Raw genomic sequence first — 16963 nt, forward strand, 5'->3', positions numbered from 1 at the left:
AGTGTCTTGCGAGTGCCCACACAGATTGTCTGATTAAGTTGTTAAAGAGCGGTGCAACCGGGAAGGCTCTTCCGGGTTGCGAGGCTGCGTATCTTACGCTTTCCTCATTTGGTGTCAAGCCTTATTTTTCGTGACTTTCCACCTTGTCATCCCGACAGGTTTGTGTGTTTGTCGTGACAACGGATGCGCATTATAGGGAGCCTTCTAATTTAGGCAAGTCTTTTTTGTGATTTTTAATTTAAACGCTCACAATTTAGACCAAAAGGCTATTTTTGCCTATTTTTTATCACATTTGGTAGGTCTGATAAGCTATTAAGTACCAAATCCGCAGTTTGTTCTGCTTCTGCTGTTATCGGTTTTCCTGTTCGCACGAGAACCTTGGTTCCAACTTTCGCTGCCTTGGCAGCCAACATATCTTCTATTTTGTCTCCTACTATATAAGAAGAAGACATATCGATATTCAGTGCTGTCTGCGCATCTAACAACATACCGGGTTGTGGCTTACGACAGTCACAGCTCTTCTTATATTCTTCCTCTTCTGCTTCTGGATGATGTGGACAATAATAGATGCCATCAAGTTCAACGCCTCTATCCGCCAATGACCAGTCCATCCATTCTGTTAATTGCATAAATTGGTCTTCAGTAAAAATCTTACGGGCAATACCTGACTGATTTGTAACCAAGACCAGGGCATAGCCCATTTTTTTCAATTCAAGCATGGCTTCAATAGCACCATCGATAAATTGAAAATTATCTATCTCATGGACATAACCATGATCGATGTTAATCGTGCCGTCACGATCTAAAAATACGGCGGGAATAGCTTGAGTCACCTAATTACTCCAAAAATTTACCAAGTGGACAGTATCGCATGATTCATTACTGATTGAGAATGCAGCATTTAATTTATTCCTAGTTGACTTAGACGTCTAGACGCCTTAACATCTACTTTAATTCATGACTTGTTGAAATATTCTCAAGTCATTCATCACGACATCTAATAAGAAAAAAAATGATAAGACTGACTCAGATAAATAAGATATTTCAACAAGGAACGCGCACGATAAAAGCGCTTTCAGATATCAATTTACATGTCCCGCAAGGGCAAATATATGGCGTTATTGGCTCTTCCGGTGCAGGCAAAAGTACCTTAATTCGCTGTGTGAATATGCTTGAACGGCCAACTTCTGGCCAGGTATTAGTGGCTGGTCAGGATTTAACTTCGCTTTCAGAACGTGAACTTACCCATGCTCGTTGTCATATTGGCATGATTTTCCAGCACTTTAATTTACTGTCATCCAGAACAGTGTTTGGCAATATTGCGTTACCTTTAGAGCTTAATAACACGCCAAAAGCTGAAATCAAGACTAAAGTTAACGAATTGTTAGAGTTAGTTGGCCTGGCAGACAAACATGACGTTTACCCTGCCAATTTATCAGGTGGTCAAAAACAGCGCGTTGCTATTGCACGGGCTTTGGCGAATTCCCCCAAAGTACTGTTGTGTGACGAAGCCACCAGTGCTTTAGATCCCGCAACAACGCGTTCTATTCTGGAATTGTTAAAAGACATTAACCGTCGGCTGGGTTTGACCATTCTGCTCATCACCCATGAGATGGATGTTGTTAAACGCATCTGTGATCACGTTGCTGTCATCAGCGGTGGTCAATTGATTGAACAAGATGTTGTGAGCGAAATATTTTCGCACCCCAAGACCCCGGTTGCCCAAGAATTTATCAAATCGACATTGCATTTGGATATTCCTGAAGACTACTTGCAGAAGTTACAACCGGAGTCCGCACCTGATCGCTGCCCATTATTGAAACTGGAGTTCACCGGTAAATCCGTTGATGCACCTTTAATCTCAATGGCAGTTCGCCGCTTTAATATCGACATCAGCATATTAAGCTCCCAAATGGACTACGCCGGTGGGGTTAAGTTTGGGGTTATGCTGGCTGAATTAGATGGGGAAAGTGATAGCATCAAATCAACGCTTGAATTTTTAGAAGAGCATCATGTAAAAGTAGAGGTTCTCGGTTATGTCTGAAGGAATGATTTTATTATTAGCTAAAGGAGTCTGGGAAACTCTCGTGATGACTTTTGTCTCTGGTTTCTTTGGCTTTGTGATTGGGTTGCCAGCGGGGGTGCTTTTATATGCTACTCGTCCTGGGCAGATCATTGAAAATGGCACGCTTTATCGCATACTTTCTGCATTGGTCAATATTACGCGTTCAATACCTTTTATTATTCTATTGGTATGGATGATCCCATTTACCCGTCTGATTGTAGGAACATCCATTGGGTTACAGGCAGCAATTGTTCCGCTGACGGTGGGAGCGGCGCCATTTATTGCTCGCATGGTGGAAAATGCACTATTGGAAATTCCAACCGGCTTAATTGAAGCAGCGCGTGCAATGGGAGCAACACCGTTTCAGATTGTCAAAAAGATCCTATTGCCGGAAGCGTTACCCAGTTTGATTAATGCTGCAACCATAACGCTAATCACATTAGTGGGTTATTCCGCAATGGGTGGTGCTGTTGGTGCCGGTGGTCTGGGCCAGATTGGCTATCAATATGGCTATATCGGCTACGATGCAACAATAATGAATACCGTATTAGCATTACTCGTTGTTTTAGTGTTCTTGATTCAGGTCAGCGGTGATCGTTTAGTGAAAACCGTTAATCGTAAGTAACTTATTTTCAACAAAGTGGCAGGGCTTATACCTATACCCGACACATTTCAAGTTGCTACTTTATTGGCTGCAATTTGAAAGATGAAGGGAATAAGAGCCTCATTATAGTAGTACGCAGTAACTTGATAAGACAGGTTATAAATCAGTATTCAATAGGGGTGAAAATATGTCAGTAAAATTGAAATCTATCGCTGCAATCAGTGCATTATTAGGGACATTAATTCTTGCTGGTTGCGGACAGGAACAACGTGACCCGAACCATATTAAGGTTGGCGTTATTGCAGGACCTGAACTTAAAGTTGCTGAAGTGGCTAAACAAGTGGCTAAAGATAAATATGGCCTTGATGTTGAGCTAACGACATTCAATGATTACGTTCTGCCAAATGAGTCATTGAGTAAGGGAGATATTGATGTCAATGTCTTCCAGCATAAGCCTTTTTTAGATCAGCAAATGAAAGAACGTAACTACAAATTGGCCATTGTGGGTAACTCTTTTATTTTCCCAATGGCGGCCTACTCTAAAAAAATTAAATCGTTGGATGAATTACAAGATGGTTCTCAAATTGCCATACCTAACGATCCAACAAACCAAGGCCGTGCTTTGCTGTTATTACAAAAACAAGGTCTTATTACCCTGAAAGACGGTGTTGGTCTGCTGCCAACGATTTTGGACATTACCGGTAATCCTAAGCACTTGGATATCGTCCAATTGGAAGCACCACAATTACCACGTTCACTGGATGACCAAAAGATTGCTTTCGCGATTATCAATAATACCTACGCGGGGCAAATTGGTTTAACACCAGAACAAGACGGTATTTTTGTTGAGGATAAAGATTCACCTTACGTCAATATCATTGTGAGTCGCGAAGACAATAAAGATGCGGATAACGTGCAAAAATTTGTGAAAGCCTACCAATCACCAGAAGTCGTAAAAGAAGCCAATGAAGTCTTCAAGGGCGGAGCAATAAAAGGCTGGTAATCTTTCTTATTCAGAGAATCGAGATTAGAATCATTGGGTGGATATTTTTATATCCACCCATTTTTATTGGGTGAAAGCATAAATCCCTCTCACTGACGCTATCACTATGAGGATTCAACTCGATGCGTGTGTTACCTATCTGTTTCATGGCGCTTTTTATCGCTGGGTGTACATCACTGCCAACTCAGCCCAATGAATCTAAGATGCCGGATCCGGCGTTGAAACATCAGTCAGTCAAGAAAGACAACATGCCTTCTTATGTTCGTCTATACACCAAACCCGATGAACTTTTAGGGCTGCCATTTAAAGAGTTAGGTACTGTAGCCGGAGAGTCCTGCCGCAATACTTTGCAGGACTCCCCAGCCAGTATTGCAACCGCACGACAAAACATGCTGACAAAAGCATCTCGTCTAAACGCAAACGCCGTTTTACTTCACCAATGTGCAATTTTATCGGGTTACGGTTGTTACCAAATTGCTATCTGTGAAGGCTCAGCCTTACTGACCACCCCAAAATAATTGTGACTGGATTTTTATTATAAAAACGCTCATGGCAGATTTTCATTTTACGCAAATAGGAACCATTCATTCTCCTTATAAAGAGAAATTTGCCATTCCCCGTCAACCGGGTTTGGTCGAAGATGGTACAGGGAGGCTGGAATTACTTGCCCCCTATAATCAGGTTGATGCGGTGCGCGGGCTGGAACAGTTCAGTCATTTGTGGATTATTTTTGTGTTTCATCAAACCATGGAAGGTGGCTGGAACCCCTTGGTGCGCCCACCCCGTTTGGGAGGCAATGCCAAAATGGGCGTGTTTGCCACCCGTTCAACCTTCCGCCCTAACCCAATTGGTATGTCACTGGTGGAATTGAAAGGCATTCAATGCGAGAACAATCGCACCATTTTAGAACTGGGTAGTTTAGATTTGGTGGATGGTACACCGGTTATCGACATCAAACCGTACCTGCCTTTTGCTGAATCCCGCCCAAAAGCCAAGGCCGGTTTTGCCCAGGCAGCGCCAGAGGCTGACATGGCTGTTCATTTCTCACCAGAAGCGGAATGCCAACTTTTATCCCACGAACTCTATTATCCTTACTTGAGGCGTTTTATTAGCCAAGTATTAGCGCAAGATCCCCGTCCGGCCTATCGTAAAAAAGCGCAGGAAAACCGTATATATGCGGCCCATATCTTAGATTTTAACGTCCGCTGGCAGGTCTTTAATGCCATAGCAGAAGTGGTTTCCATTGAACGCCGTTAAAACTCCTTTTGACATCGTAAGCTCGCTGGTAGACTAGCGATTTATCTTTATTTTCTAAGTTGGGTGGTAATCTCTTACCGCCCAGAAGCAATTTGCTATCCAATGGAAACTTATTATGCGTACTAGCCAATATCTGCTCTCTACCTTAAAAGAGACACCTGCTGATGCGGAAGTCGTCAGTCATCAACTGATGCTTCGTGCTGGAATGATCCGTAAACTCGCTTCAGGTCTATACAACTGGATGCCGACAGGTGTTCGTGCGTTGAGAAAAGTGGAAAACATTGTTCGCGAAGAGATGAATAATGCGGGAGCGATTGAAGTTTCCATGCCAGTCGTTCAGCCGGCAGATTTGTGGCAGGAAAGTGGCCGTTGGGAACAATATGGCCCAGAATTATTGCGTTTTGTTGATCGCGGTGAACGCCCTTTCGTTTTGGGTCCCACCCATGAAGAAGTTATCACCGATCTGGTTCGTAACGAGGTCACTTCATATAAACAGCTTCCTCTAAACCTGTTCCAGATCCAGACCAAATTCCGTGATGAGGTTCGTCCGCGCTTTGGTGTTATGCGTTCACGTGAATTTATCATGAAAGATGCATACTCTTTTCATACCAGCCAAGATTCCCTGCAAGAAACATACGATAAGATGTACGATGCCTACAGTAAGATCTTTACCCGCATCGGCTTAGATTTCCGCGCAGTTCTGGCTGATACGGGTTCAATCGGTGGCAGTGCTTCCCATGAATTCCAGGTCCTGGCAGACAGTGGTGAAGATGATATCGTTTTCTCTACTGAATCCAACTATGCCGCCAATATTGAATTGGCTGAAGCAGTTATGCCATCCCAGGCGCGTGTGGCGCCATCTGAAGAGATGCGCCTGATCGATACACCAAACGCCAAGACGATTGCCGAACTCGTTGAACAATTCAATCTGCCAATTGAAAAAACCGTCAAGACGCTGATCGTTCATGCCGCAGAAGAAAGCGGGCATCAATTAGTGGCCTTGCTGGTACGTGGTGATCATGAACTCAATGAGATCAAAGCAGAAAAATTGTCGTTGATCGCCAGCCCGCTGACTTTCGCGGCCGAAGAAGAAATCCGTGCGGTTGTCAACGCAGGCCCAGGCTCTTTAGGGCCGGTCAATCTGCCTATGCCTGTCATTATTGACCGTAGCGTATCTGTCATGAGTGATTTTGGCGCTGGCGCTAATATTGATGATAAACACTACTTCGGTATTAACTGGGAGCGTGATTTACCGCTGCCAGCCGTGGCTGATATCCGTAACGTTGTTGAAGGCGATGCCAGCCCAGACGGTCAAGGAACGTTGCTAATCAAGCGTGGCATTGAAGTGGGTCATATCTTCCAATTAGGCACCAAGTATTCTGATGCCCTGAAAGCCACCGTACAAAATGAAGATGGGCACAATCAAGTTATCGCGATGGGATGCTATGGTATTGGTATCACCCGTATCGTTGCCGCCGCCATTGAGCAAAACCACGATGATCGTGGCATTATCTGGCCAGATGCCATTGCCCCGTTCCAGGTCGCTATTTTGCCAATGAACATGCACAAATCTTACCGCGTGAAAGAAGTCGCCGAAAAATTATATGCAGACTTACGTGCCAGCGGTATTGATGTCATTCTTGATGACCGCAAGGAGCGTCCTGGTGTGATGTTTGCGGATATGGAGCTGATCGGTGTACCACATACTCTGGTGATCGGCGATCGTAACCTGGATAACGGCGAGATCGAATATAAATACCGCCGCACAGGTGATAAGCAAATGCTGAAACTGGAAAATATTGTTGATTACCTGAAAAGTCATATCCAACAGGCTTAATTTTGCCTGAAAATATCAGCTTAAATAAAAAACCTGCGTATTCATTACGCAGGTTTTTTAATCAATTACACACGACTTTGTCCGCTATTTTTGGGTGCGACAGGAAACGGTTTTATCAAAGTGAATTTTGCCGGTTTGGATCACCGCTTTATCAAACAAGCCATCTTCCATTGAAGGACGAAGCGTGTAATAGCCTTCAATTTCCACATAAACAGGGGTTCCGCCTTCCACTCCCGTAGCATGGTAACCACGCTCTAAATCGATATTTTCGGCCGCATCATAACGCTTTCCAGTACCACATTCCGTAAAGAGCGCAGAATCAGCAAAATAGCTATATTCTCCGGCCAATTTTTTCGGTTTGACTCTATCCAATTCATAATTGAAGTTTGATTGAATGGGATCGCCGTTGATATCCAGCATCACCAGATTTTCACCTTTAGGCAGATAATAAGATTGATGGCCGTCTTGCTGACTTAAGACCATCTTTTTACCGTTTATCACCCAACTCCCCGTTTCAAAGAAAGTATCTTTCTCATTTTCGGCGCCCAAATAAGTTTGTCCTAATATATATGTCCCATCCTTGGCAAGCTGCAAGGTCGTGTCAATACCGGCACAATCCGCACAAGGTATGACACCACTAAACACATTTTCGGTTGGTTGGGGCTTTTCCTGAGATACCGGGCTATTCTGGGGTACGGAACTGTTTTGACATCCCGCAGCGGTGAATACACCTGCAACTAACAATGCAAGCAAGATTTTTTTATTCATCATTTAATCCAATAAATTCAAAAAATAACCCATTGATTTCGAGTAAAACATAAGATCGACATGATTTCACCCTATTCCGAAATGCACGGGGGAAAATCAAAGGGTATGACTTTATTTTAGTAATGATAAGATAAGGCTCAACTGGCTTCCTTTATCGCCGATTTATTAAGCAATCACGGGAAGCTTACTGTGCTATAGTCGTAGGTAGTATTTTTGATTTTAGTCAATCACGGGCGGCACAATAACCGCCACTAACATAGTGGTGAGCAAATATGTCTATAGATAATGAAGACTATCAACCCATTAACTGTGATGATTACGATAACCTTGAGCTAGCGTGCCAACGCCAGCTCTATTTGCATCTCCAACTGAAAAATGGCGAAGCATTTGAAGGAAAAGCTAAGAAGCTGATTTTAAGAAAAAAAATTGAATATCTTCTCATTGATTCAAATGAAGGAACCCATGAATTAAGGTTAGATTATATTATCAGTTTCAGCAATCCAGAAATTGGGACGATTGTTATTGAACATTATTAAACCCGACCGCCAATAACGATGACCATCTTTCTCCAAAAGTCCTTATTTTAAATAAGGACTTTTTATGTAACAAAAATCGCCATGAATCAATTAGTAAGCCGCTACGGTTATCACAACGTAACTTACCATTTCATTGCATATTTTTCTTCCACAGAACTGAAATTCCTGCGTTATCAGGCAAGTTCTGCCCCTCTTTGGTGATGAAAACCCCCAACGCGGCAATCAGTTTTTCATTGTAATAGAGCAAAGGGGTTCTCTCCCTGAGCCAGGGTGCAACCCCCAATTCTTGCCACAGTTTTTTACTGTGGCGGGCGTGTTGCCGCCCCACAATATTAATATTGCCCTGAACACCAAAACGAATTGTCACTTGCTCATTGCCCGTTGGCTTTCTCACTGTCATGCCATCTTCTTTAGTGCAAAGCAGGGTTCCCAACCCATCCGGTAGCATCAATGCCTGCCGTAAATCCCATTCAAGAATCAAACCCGCCAGATCCCGATATTGAGGCAGTAGCCAAAGTTGCTGCCGATAACGACGGATCTCATCGTGTCCTAACCTAAAGCGTGGCTCTGCATCTCGCCGGGCAAGTGCCACCTCTGACCAAATGCGTTGGAGTTGCTCCCGTGCCGGCATTTTTACCCCACGTTGATTGAGCCATCGGCGCAACAATGCATTCCGTTTTGCTTCGGAACTGTTTTCCAAGGGAGGAATAGATATCGCACCTTCCGAGGTAACCAGTGAAGCCAACGATTCTTTCAGCAATTCATCCAGTAACTGTTCTTGCTCGCCACACAAGCTGGCACTGCGGGAAACGGCTTGCGGAAAATGAGGCCAACGCTGGTTGAGTAACGGCATGATATGCAGACGCAGGAAATTACGGTCATAACGATCATCTTGGTTACTGTCGTCTTCTACCCATTGTAATTTTTGTGCCTGTGCATACGCCTCTAGCTCTGCCCGGCTGACATTGAGCAATGGGCGAATCAATGTTGTTCCTGCAAATGGCATTCTGGCAGGCATGGAAGATAACCCCGCCGGACCACTTCCCCGTTTCAGTGCCAATAAGAAGGTTTCTGCCTGATCATCAAGATGTTGCGCCGTAATTAACACTTCCCCCAGCTGTAACTCACGCTGGAAAACACGATAACGCGCATTTCTAGCCGCGGCTTCAATCCCATTTTGGCGGGTATTCAGTTCGACTTTTTCAGTTCGAAAATCAACCTGCCAGCCAGCACAAACCTGACGACAGTGTTCAACCCATAAATCCGCCTCTGGGTTTAAACCATGATGAATATGGATTGCCCTCAACGCCATGTGCTCACCATTTGGTTGTTGAGATTGCGTTCGCAAACGAACAAGCAAATGCAACAATACGGTGGAATCCAATCCACCGCTAAATCCGAGCAATATCTTTTTATGCTGACCCATTTGTTCTGCCAATATCGTAAGCAGAGGATCGTGATTACTTGCCATTATGGAGACAACCCTTTCTTCATTTTTGCCTGATCAATCCTCAATCAGATCGTCCATCAATTCATCTTGTTCAGGATGCTTTCTTTTAGCACGGATACAAAGTAATCCAGAAATGATCACCAACACTAACCCAATGACATAGGCAGGGACAAACGCATCACCAAAAAACAGGATAATCCACATCATCGACAAGACCGGCGATAAGAATAAGATTGAGGCAACCTTATGGGAATCCGGGCTGCTCATGGCTTTGAACCAAATGATATAGGAGATCCCATTGAGGATAGTGCCGTTAAGCAACGTTGGCATCAGTGAATCACCGACAGGCAAATTAATGCGGCTGAAAGCAAACATAAATACCGCAGAAACTAATGTAGAACAAACGAACACCCAAAATGTACTGATATAGGGATCAATGGCAAATTGCCTCGATAACACCGACATTAATGCAAAACAGAATGCCCCGCTAAATACCAGCAATAATGCCTGCGGGTGTTCCACCGCAATTTCAGTAATATTTCCTTTCGTGAAAGTGATCACCACAGCCATAAAGCCCATGGCAATACCCATCATTTGCTTGATAGACAATCTTTCTTTAAACAGGATAAATGACAATCCAATTATCATTAACGGCCAGCTATATTGGATCACTAAAACCGCAACACCATTTTCAATGGAATAGCCATAGTAAAGCAGCAAATAGAAAAAACAATCCAAAGCCCCTAAGATCAGTACCTTAACTATTAAGGGAAAAGGAATGAATAACAGCACCTTCCAGTTTCTTCCCATCATAAGGGCAACGACAAATACCGCCAAAACAGACAAAATATTTGACCAGAATAAATATTGGAAATGATCCATCTCTTTCTGACCAAAACGCGATATAGAAGGAATAAAGCTCCAGATAAACACGCAAGAAAATGCATAAATCATGTATTTATATTTGGCCATAGAAAACTCAACTTATTATTTTTAAAGCCCAGCCTACGAGGCACCTGTTCCATCCCAATATCACCGGAATGATCATACTAGATTATAGATATCGTGATAATTTTGCCTTTATAAATAGCAAAACAGGCGGAAATGCCAGGGAGTTATCACTCCTCCGTATTTCCACCTGATAAATGCTTTTCACTCGCTATTCGCGATTAAGAATGTTGAGATCTTAGCAGTAGCCGTATTGCATCAAGCGCTCATAACGACGGTTAACTAATTCTTCACGATCCAGCCCACACAATTCAGAAAGATCAGCCAACAATTGGGCTTTCAATACCCTGGCTATTTCTTCATGGTTACGGTGCGCCCCACCCAATGGTTCTGGGATCACAGTATCAATCAGATTTAACTCTTTCAGACGTGGTGCAGTATTCCCCATTGCTTCCGCCGCCAAGGGGGCTTTTTCAGCGCTTTTCCACAAAATGGATGCACAGCCTTCAGGAGAGATGGTAGAGAAGGTGCTATATTGCAACATGTTAACTTTATCACCCACACTCAGCGCTAATGCCCCACCGGAACCACCTTCGCCAATCACCGTACAGATGATAGGGACGGAAAGACGCGACATTTCACGCAGGTTACGTGCGATGGCTTCTGACTGACCGCGCTCTTCGGCACCGACGCCAGGATAGGCTCCAGGTGTATCAATGAAAGTGATAATTGGCAATCTGAAACGCTCTGCCATTTCCATCAATCTCAACGCCTTGCGATAGCCTTCCGGTGATGGCATACCAAAATTTCGGCGGATTTTTTCTTTGGTTTCACGTCCTTTCTGGTGGCCGATTAACATGACAGGATGACCATCAATACGCGCTAATCCACCGACAATCGCCTTATCATTCGCATAGGCACGATCACCGGCCAACTCTTCAAAATCAGTAAAGATGTGCTGAATATAATCCAGTGTATAAGGACGCAGTGGATGGCGTGATAGCTGGGAAATTTGCCATGCCCCTAAATCAGCAAAAATTTTGCGAGTCAGCTCCAGGCTTTTTTCCCGCAGACGCTGGACTTCTTCATCCAGATTGATATCTAGCTTTTCATCTTGACGGCTAACTGCGGTGAGCGAATCAATTTTCGCTTCCAGCTCGGCAATCGGCTGTTCAAAATCCAGAAAATTCAGACTCATAACTTTCCTATTCTAGTCAAATTCTAATTCTACCTGCTCATTACCCAGCAGAGTTCGCAGATCGGTCAAAAGGGTGTCTGTTGGCGTTACCCGCCATGTTGCACCAAATCGTAAACGGGCACGGGCATCAACCCGTTGATAATAAAGATGAACCGGTATCGTACCCGAACGGTGTGGCTCCAATGCATTACGGAGACGGTTCAATAATTGTTCATCAATTTGCCTGTCTGATAACGAGATAGCAAGCCCACGTGCAAATTTTTCACGAGCTTCGCTGATATCCATTAATTCACGAACCGTCATTTTAAGCCCACCGCTAAAGTCATCAAAGCTGACTTGTCCGGTGGCAATCAAAATCTTGTCCTGTTCCAATAAATGCTGATACCTTTCCAATGCATCAGAAAACAGCATGATCTCCAGACGTCCTGAACGATCATCCAATGTACTAATGCCAATCCGGTTCCCCCGTTTGGTCGTCACTATTTTGGAAGCTAACACCAAACCTACCACAGTTGTTACTTGACCACGAGGTGTCGGGTTCACATCTTTTAGACGCAATCCATTTGTGTATCGTTCAATCTCTTTCAAATAACCTGTGATTGGATGCCCGGTTAAATACAGGCCCAGTGTTTCCCGTTCACCATCCAATACCACCTGATCGGGCCATTTCGGCGTACTGGCATAGGAGAGTTCAACCTGTTCAGGCTTTTCCGCCAACACGCCAAACATATCCGTTTGACCGATAGCTTCAGCTTTGGCATGTTGATCCGCAGCTTTCAGTGCCTCTTCCAGAGAGGACATCAGTGCCGCACGATGCGGTCCTAATCGATCAAAGGCACCGGACATGATCAACTTTTCCATCACACGGCGGTTTATCTTTTTGATATCAACGCGAGCGCACAGGTCAAATAGTTCCTTGAAATGCCCCCCTTTTTGTCGGGCTTCGATAATCGCTTCAATCGGCCCTTCACCCACGCCTTTAATCGCACCAATGCCGTAAACGATCTCTCCGTCATCATTAACATGGAAATGGTAAAGGCCACTATTAATGTCAGGCGGCAGAACTTTCAGCCCCATGCGCCAGCATTCATCTACCAGCCCAACGACTTTTTCCGTGTTATCCATATCCGCTGTCATCACGGCAGCCATAAATTCTGCCGGATAGTGCGCTTTCAGCCATAAAGTCTGATACGAAACCAGCGCATAAGCGGCAGAGTGAGATTTGTTAAAGCCATAACCCGCGAATTTTTCCACCAGATCGAAGATTTTTATGGCGAGCGTACCATCAACGCCCTGTTTTCTCGCTCCGCTTTCAAATACTGACCGCTGTTTAGCCATCTCTTCGGGTTTTTTCTTACCCATTGCACGGCGCAGCATATCGGCGCCACCCAGGGTATAACCCGCCAAAACCTGCGCAATCTGCATCACTTGTTCTTGGTACAGAATGATACCGTAAGTCGGTTCCAATACAGGTTTTAAGGACTCGTGCTGCCATTCAACATCAGGGTAAGAGATCTCTTCCCGCCCATGTTTACGGTCGATAAAGTTGTCTACCATGCCTGATTGCAATGGCCCAGGGCGGAATAGTGCCACCAATGCGATCATGTCTTCAAAACAGTCGGGACGCAGGCGCTTGATCAAATCCTTCATTCCGCGGGATTCAAGCTGGAATACCGCGGTGGTTTCAGCGCGTTGCAGCATATCGAAACTTTTTTGATCTTCCAGTGGAATCGCCGCAATATCAATCGGCTCCAACCCCTTCCTGGTACGGCGTGCATTCACCATCTCCAGCGCCCAGTTGATGATGGTCAGGGTTCTCAGGCCAAGGAAGTCAAACTTAACCAGCCCTGCATATTCCACATCATTTTTGTCAAACTGGGTAACGGGGTTTTGCCCTTCCGGATCACAGTAAATCGGTGCGAAGTCAGTAATTTTGGTGGGTGCAATCACAACCCCACCCGCGTGCTTACCTGCGTTACGAGTGACACCTTCCAGTTTACGCGCCATATCTATCAGCGCCTTAACTTCTTCATCCGCTTCGTAAATTTCAGGTAGCTGTGGCTCGGCGACAAACGCTTTTTCCAGCGTCATGCCAGGATCAGGAGGCACCAGTTTTGATATTCGATCCACAAATCCATAAGGGTGCCCAAGGACACGCCCAACATCGCGGATAACCGCTTTCGCCGCCATCGTACCAAAGGTGATGATCTGCGATACCGCATCTCGCCCATACATATCTGCAACGTGATCGATAACTTGGTCACGCTTTTCCATACAGAAATCGACGTCAAAATCGGGCATGGAAACACGTTCAGGGTTAAGAAAACGTTCAAACAGCAGATCGAATTCCAGCGGATCAAGATCGGTAATTTTTAACGCATATGCCACAAGGGAACCGGCACCCGAACCTCGTCCGGGGCCGACGGGAACACCGTTGTCTTTCGACCACTGGATAAATTCCATCACGATCAGGAAGTAACCCGGAAATCCCATCTGATTGATAACGCTCAGCTCAATATCAAGGCGCTCATCATATTTTTGACGTTCTTTTACCCTGACTTCCGGATCGGGGAAGAGAAATTCCAGACGTTCTTCCAACCCTTGTCTGGATTTTTCAATGAGAAAATCTTCAGTGCTCATCTCCCCCGTCGGAAACTGCGGCAAGAAATACTCGCCAAGACGGATGGTGACGTTACAGCGTTTAGCAATTTCTACGCTATTTTGTAGTGCTTCAGGAATGTCTGAGAAAAGCTCGCACATCTCCTGTTCACTGCGTAGATATTGCTGAGGGCTGTAATTTTTAGGGCGTTTGGGATCAGACAGCGTATAACCATCGTGAATGGCCACCCGGATCTCGTGGGCTTCGAAATCCCCGCTTTCAAGAAAACAAACATCATTGGTGGCGACAACGGGAAGATTTTTTTCTGATGCCAGCGTCACAGCCGCATGAAGATAGTTTTCTTCATCCTGGCGTCCGGTTCGGATCAACTCAAGGTAATAGCTGTCAGGAAAATGTTCCTGATAGAAATCGAGGCATTGCTCCACCATCACACGATTGCCACGCAGCAGGAATTTACCCACATCGCCCATGCGTCCGCCCGACAGCAAGATCAACCCTGTTTTGTATTTTACCAGCCATTCCCGTTTGATAGTTGGGCCAATCGCTCCATAACCATTTTGGTAAGCCTCAGAGATCAGCAAGGTCAGGTTTTGATAGCCTTCATTATTACGGGCAAGGATCGTCAGATGGGCGTATTCATCCCCCAACAAATCACTTTCTACATAAAAATCCGCCCCAATAATTGGCTTGATACCGGCACTGTGGGCACTGCCATAGAACTTCACCAACCCACACAAGTTGGTAAAATCCGTGATCGCAAAAGCCGGCATCCCCAGGTTGGCGATTTTTTTCACCAGTGGGACAGTCTTAGCCAAACCATCAATCATTGAATAATCACTGTGAACACGTAAGTGTATAAAACGTGGTTCTGTCATAATCTGTCCAGATACTTATCCCAGATTTTATCCAAGACCTAGCGCCCGTTTAACTGGCGCAAAACTTTTACGATGATGTTCCGTCGCGCCCAAAGAAGCCAGTTTTTCCAGATGGAGAGCGGTAGGATAACCTTTATGTTTCGCAAAGCCGTAGTCAGGGAACTGTTTATCCAGTTCCGCCATTTCCCTGTCACGGGTGACTTTAGCAAGAATGGACGCCGCGCTTATTTCTGCAACCAGGTTATCGCCTTTCACGACAGCCTGGGCTGGCATGGCTAACGCCGGACAGCGGTTGCCATCAATCAAAACATAATCCGGTGTGAGAGCCAATCCCTCAACGGCTCTTTGCATCGCAAGCATTGTGGCGTGGAGAATGTTAAGTTGGTCGATCTCTTCCGACTCTGCACGACCGAGGCTCCAACACAAGGCTTTTTCTGTTATCTCCCGATACAATGCCTCACGGCGTTTTTCTGTCAGTTTTTTCGAATCCATTAAGCCTGCAATGGGTTTGGTCGGATCAAGAATAACCGCCGCAGTCACTACAGCACCTACCAATGGGCCACGCCCTACTTCATCAACACCAGCAATCAAATTCGCTTGTGGATAAACAAAATCCATTATTTTCTCGCTAATTCCAGAACGGCTTGCGCAGCCTGTTCATCGGCATCACAGCGAATGCTTTCATGCAAATGCAAAAACGTTTGTTTCAAGGCTTCCACATCTGCCCCACCTTGCAAAAGAGGCAATAGCGCCTCTGATAATGCTTGTGGTTCACATTCATCCTGTAGTAATTCTTTGACTAATTCTTTGCCTGACAACAGGTTAGGCAAGGAAACATACGGTGTTTTCACCAAGCATTTTGCCAGCCAGAATGTAAAAGGTTTCATTCTATAGCCCACTACCATTGGGCATTTGGCCAGCATACACTCCAGTGCTGCCGTACCGGATGCAAGTAAAGTGGCATCACTGGCAATCATGGCTTCACGTGCTTTACCATCCAATAAATGGAGCTGTAAATTCGGTGCTATTTCGTTTTGAATGCGCTGAAACTGTTCACGCCGTTTGGCATTAACCAAAGGAACCAATATGTGCAGGTCAGGAAATTTCTCCCGCAATAATTGTGCGGTTTTTAAGAAGTCAGCGCTTAGCATCTCCACTTCAGCATGACGACTACCGGGCAATATCGCCAGACAGCGAGCCGTCAACGGAATATCTAACGTTTTTCTGGCGGTGGCTTGATCCGCTTGCAAAGGCATCGCATCTGCCATCGTGTGTCCAATAAACTGACACGGAACGTTAAAGCGATCGTAGAAGGCCTTTTCAAAAGGTAAAAAGGCTAAGACCAAATCCGTTGCCCGGCCAATTTTAAACACGCGTTTCTGGCGCCATGCCCATACCGATGGGCTAACATAGTGGATCGTTTTAATCCCCTGCTGTTTGAGCTTGCCTTCCAACGTAATATTAAAATCAGGCGCATCGATGCCAATAAATACATCGGGCTGCAATGCAGTAAAACGCGCGGTTAAGTCTTTGCGTATTTTCAGCAAACGGGGCAAACGTCCCAGAACTTCAACGATCCCCATGACGGCCAGCTCTTCCATCTCATACCAGGCTTCACAACCTTCGGCCTGCATAAGAGGGCCTGCAACCCCCACAAAGCGGGCGTGCGGAATTTTTGCTTTCAATGCGCGAATCAACCCTGCCCCAAGGATATCACCGGATGTTTCTCCGGCGACCAAACCAATTGTCAGCGGGCGTTGATGATGATCAGAAGAAAAGGTAGTCAAAGGAGTATCCTTCAT

The 16963-nt window shown here is 45.2% G+C and carries 15 protein-coding genes and 1 other annotated feature (1 of these 16 only partly in view); of the genes, 7 read left to right on the forward strand and 8 right to left on the reverse strand.

The genetic code is table 11. The features are described from left to right. Positions 1-94, reverse strand: a sequence feature (mutual gap in cmsearch alignment for this rRNA model is longer than 100) (it extends 2937 nt beyond the left edge of the window). 172 nt (positions 95-266) lie between these two features. Then, on the reverse strand, positions 267-833 hold the full coding sequence (gene gmhB, locus Xkoz_RS10285) for a D-glycero-beta-D-manno-heptose 1,7-bisphosphate 7-phosphatase (RefSeq protein WP_099142071.1): 567 nt from the start codon (positions 831-833) through the stop codon (positions 267-269). 179 nt (positions 834-1012) lie between these two features. Between gmhB and metN the strand changes: the two genes are divergently transcribed. The 6 genes from metN (at position 1013) to proS (ending at position 6766) form a co-directional block, all read left to right on the forward strand. Beyond that, positions 1013-2044 carry a methionine ABC transporter ATP-binding protein MetN gene (gene metN / locus Xkoz_RS10290; RefSeq protein WP_099142072.1) on the forward strand — a complete coding sequence of 344 codons (1032 nt, stop codon included), beginning with the start codon at positions 1013-1015 and terminating at the stop codon, positions 2042-2044. Continuing rightward, on the forward strand, positions 2037-2690 hold the full coding sequence (locus Xkoz_RS10295) for a methionine ABC transporter permease MetI (RefSeq protein ID WP_099142073.1): 654 nt from the start codon (positions 2037-2039) through the stop codon (positions 2688-2690). Before metN ends, Xkoz_RS10295 begins: the two co-directional genes overlap by 8 nt. 166 nt (positions 2691-2856) lie before the next feature. Then, a complete protein-coding gene (locus tag Xkoz_RS10300; RefSeq protein ID WP_099142074.1) occupies positions 2857-3672 on the forward strand; it encodes a MetQ/NlpA family lipoprotein in 816 nt (271 codons plus the stop codon). A 122-nt stretch (positions 3673-3794) separates the two neighbouring features. Continuing rightward, positions 3795-4190, forward strand: a complete 396-nt coding sequence (rcsF, locus tag Xkoz_RS10305; RefSeq protein WP_099142075.1) for an Rcs stress response system protein RcsF — start codon at positions 3795-3797, stop codon at positions 4188-4190. 31 nt (positions 4191-4221) lie between these two features. Next, positions 4222-4929, forward strand: coding sequence for a tRNA (N6-threonylcarbamoyladenosine(37)-N6)-methyltransferase TrmO (gene tsaA / locus Xkoz_RS10310; RefSeq protein WP_099142076.1), 708 nt, complete (start codon positions 4222-4224; stop codon positions 4927-4929). 115 nt (positions 4930-5044) lie between these two features. Continuing rightward, positions 5045-6766 (forward strand): proline--tRNA ligase, encoded by a 1722-nt coding sequence (proS, locus tag Xkoz_RS10315; RefSeq protein WP_099142077.1) that lies wholly within the window; start codon positions 5045-5047, stop codon positions 6764-6766. A gap of 84 nt (positions 6767-6850) precedes the next feature. Here proS and nlpE read toward each other — a convergent pair whose 3' ends face one another. After that, a complete protein-coding gene (gene nlpE / locus Xkoz_RS10320) occupies positions 6851-7534 on the reverse strand; it encodes an envelope stress response activation lipoprotein NlpE (RefSeq protein ID WP_099142078.1) in 684 nt (227 codons plus the stop codon). A 272-nt stretch (positions 7535-7806) separates the two neighbouring features. Between nlpE and rof the strand changes: the two genes are divergently transcribed. Then, on the forward strand, positions 7807-8070 hold the full coding sequence (gene rof, locus Xkoz_RS10325) for a Rho-binding antiterminator (protein WP_099142079.1): 264 nt from the start codon (positions 7807-7809) through the stop codon (positions 8068-8070). Between the two features lie 130 nt (positions 8071-8200). Here the strand turns inward: rof and tilS are convergent, their stop codons facing one another. The 6 genes from tilS to lpxB all read right to left on the reverse strand — a co-directional run bounded on the left by tilS (position 8201) and on the right by lpxB (position 16963). Continuing rightward, entirely contained in the window at positions 8201-9541 is a 1341-nt protein-coding gene (tilS, locus tag Xkoz_RS10330) for a tRNA lysidine(34) synthetase TilS (RefSeq protein WP_099142080.1), read from the reverse strand. Between the two features lie 33 nt (positions 9542-9574). Continuing rightward, a complete protein-coding gene (locus Xkoz_RS10335) occupies positions 9575-10492 on the reverse strand; it encodes a DMT family transporter (RefSeq protein WP_099142081.1) in 918 nt (305 codons plus the stop codon). Positions 10493-10706: 214 nt separating this feature from the next. After that, the gene (gene accA / locus Xkoz_RS10340; protein ID WP_099142082.1) at positions 10707-11666 is read right to left on the reverse strand and encodes an acetyl-CoA carboxylase carboxyl transferase subunit alpha; all 960 of its coding nucleotides are present in this window, start codon (positions 11664-11666) and stop codon (positions 10707-10709) included. 12 nt (positions 11667-11678) lie between these two features. After that, positions 11679-15161 carry a DNA polymerase III subunit alpha gene (gene dnaE / locus Xkoz_RS10345; RefSeq protein ID WP_099142083.1) on the reverse strand — a complete coding sequence of 1161 codons (3483 nt, stop codon included), beginning with the start codon at positions 15159-15161 and terminating at the stop codon, positions 11679-11681. A gap of 27 nt (positions 15162-15188) precedes the next feature. Further along, positions 15189-15779: a ribonuclease HII gene (gene rnhB, locus Xkoz_RS10350; RefSeq protein WP_099142084.1), complete on the reverse strand. Its 591-nt coding sequence runs from the start codon at positions 15777-15779 to the stop codon at positions 15189-15191. Next, positions 15779-16963 (reverse strand): lipid-A-disaccharide synthase, encoded by a 1185-nt coding sequence (lpxB, locus tag Xkoz_RS10355; RefSeq protein WP_099142085.1) that lies wholly within the window; start codon positions 16961-16963, stop codon positions 15779-15781. The genes rnhB and lpxB overlap by 1 nt, the downstream gene beginning before the upstream one ends.

The organism is Xenorhabdus kozodoii (genome assembly GCF_002632875.1).
GTDB classification, from domain to species: Bacteria; Pseudomonadota; Gammaproteobacteria; order Enterobacterales; family Enterobacteriaceae; genus Xenorhabdus; species Xenorhabdus kozodoii.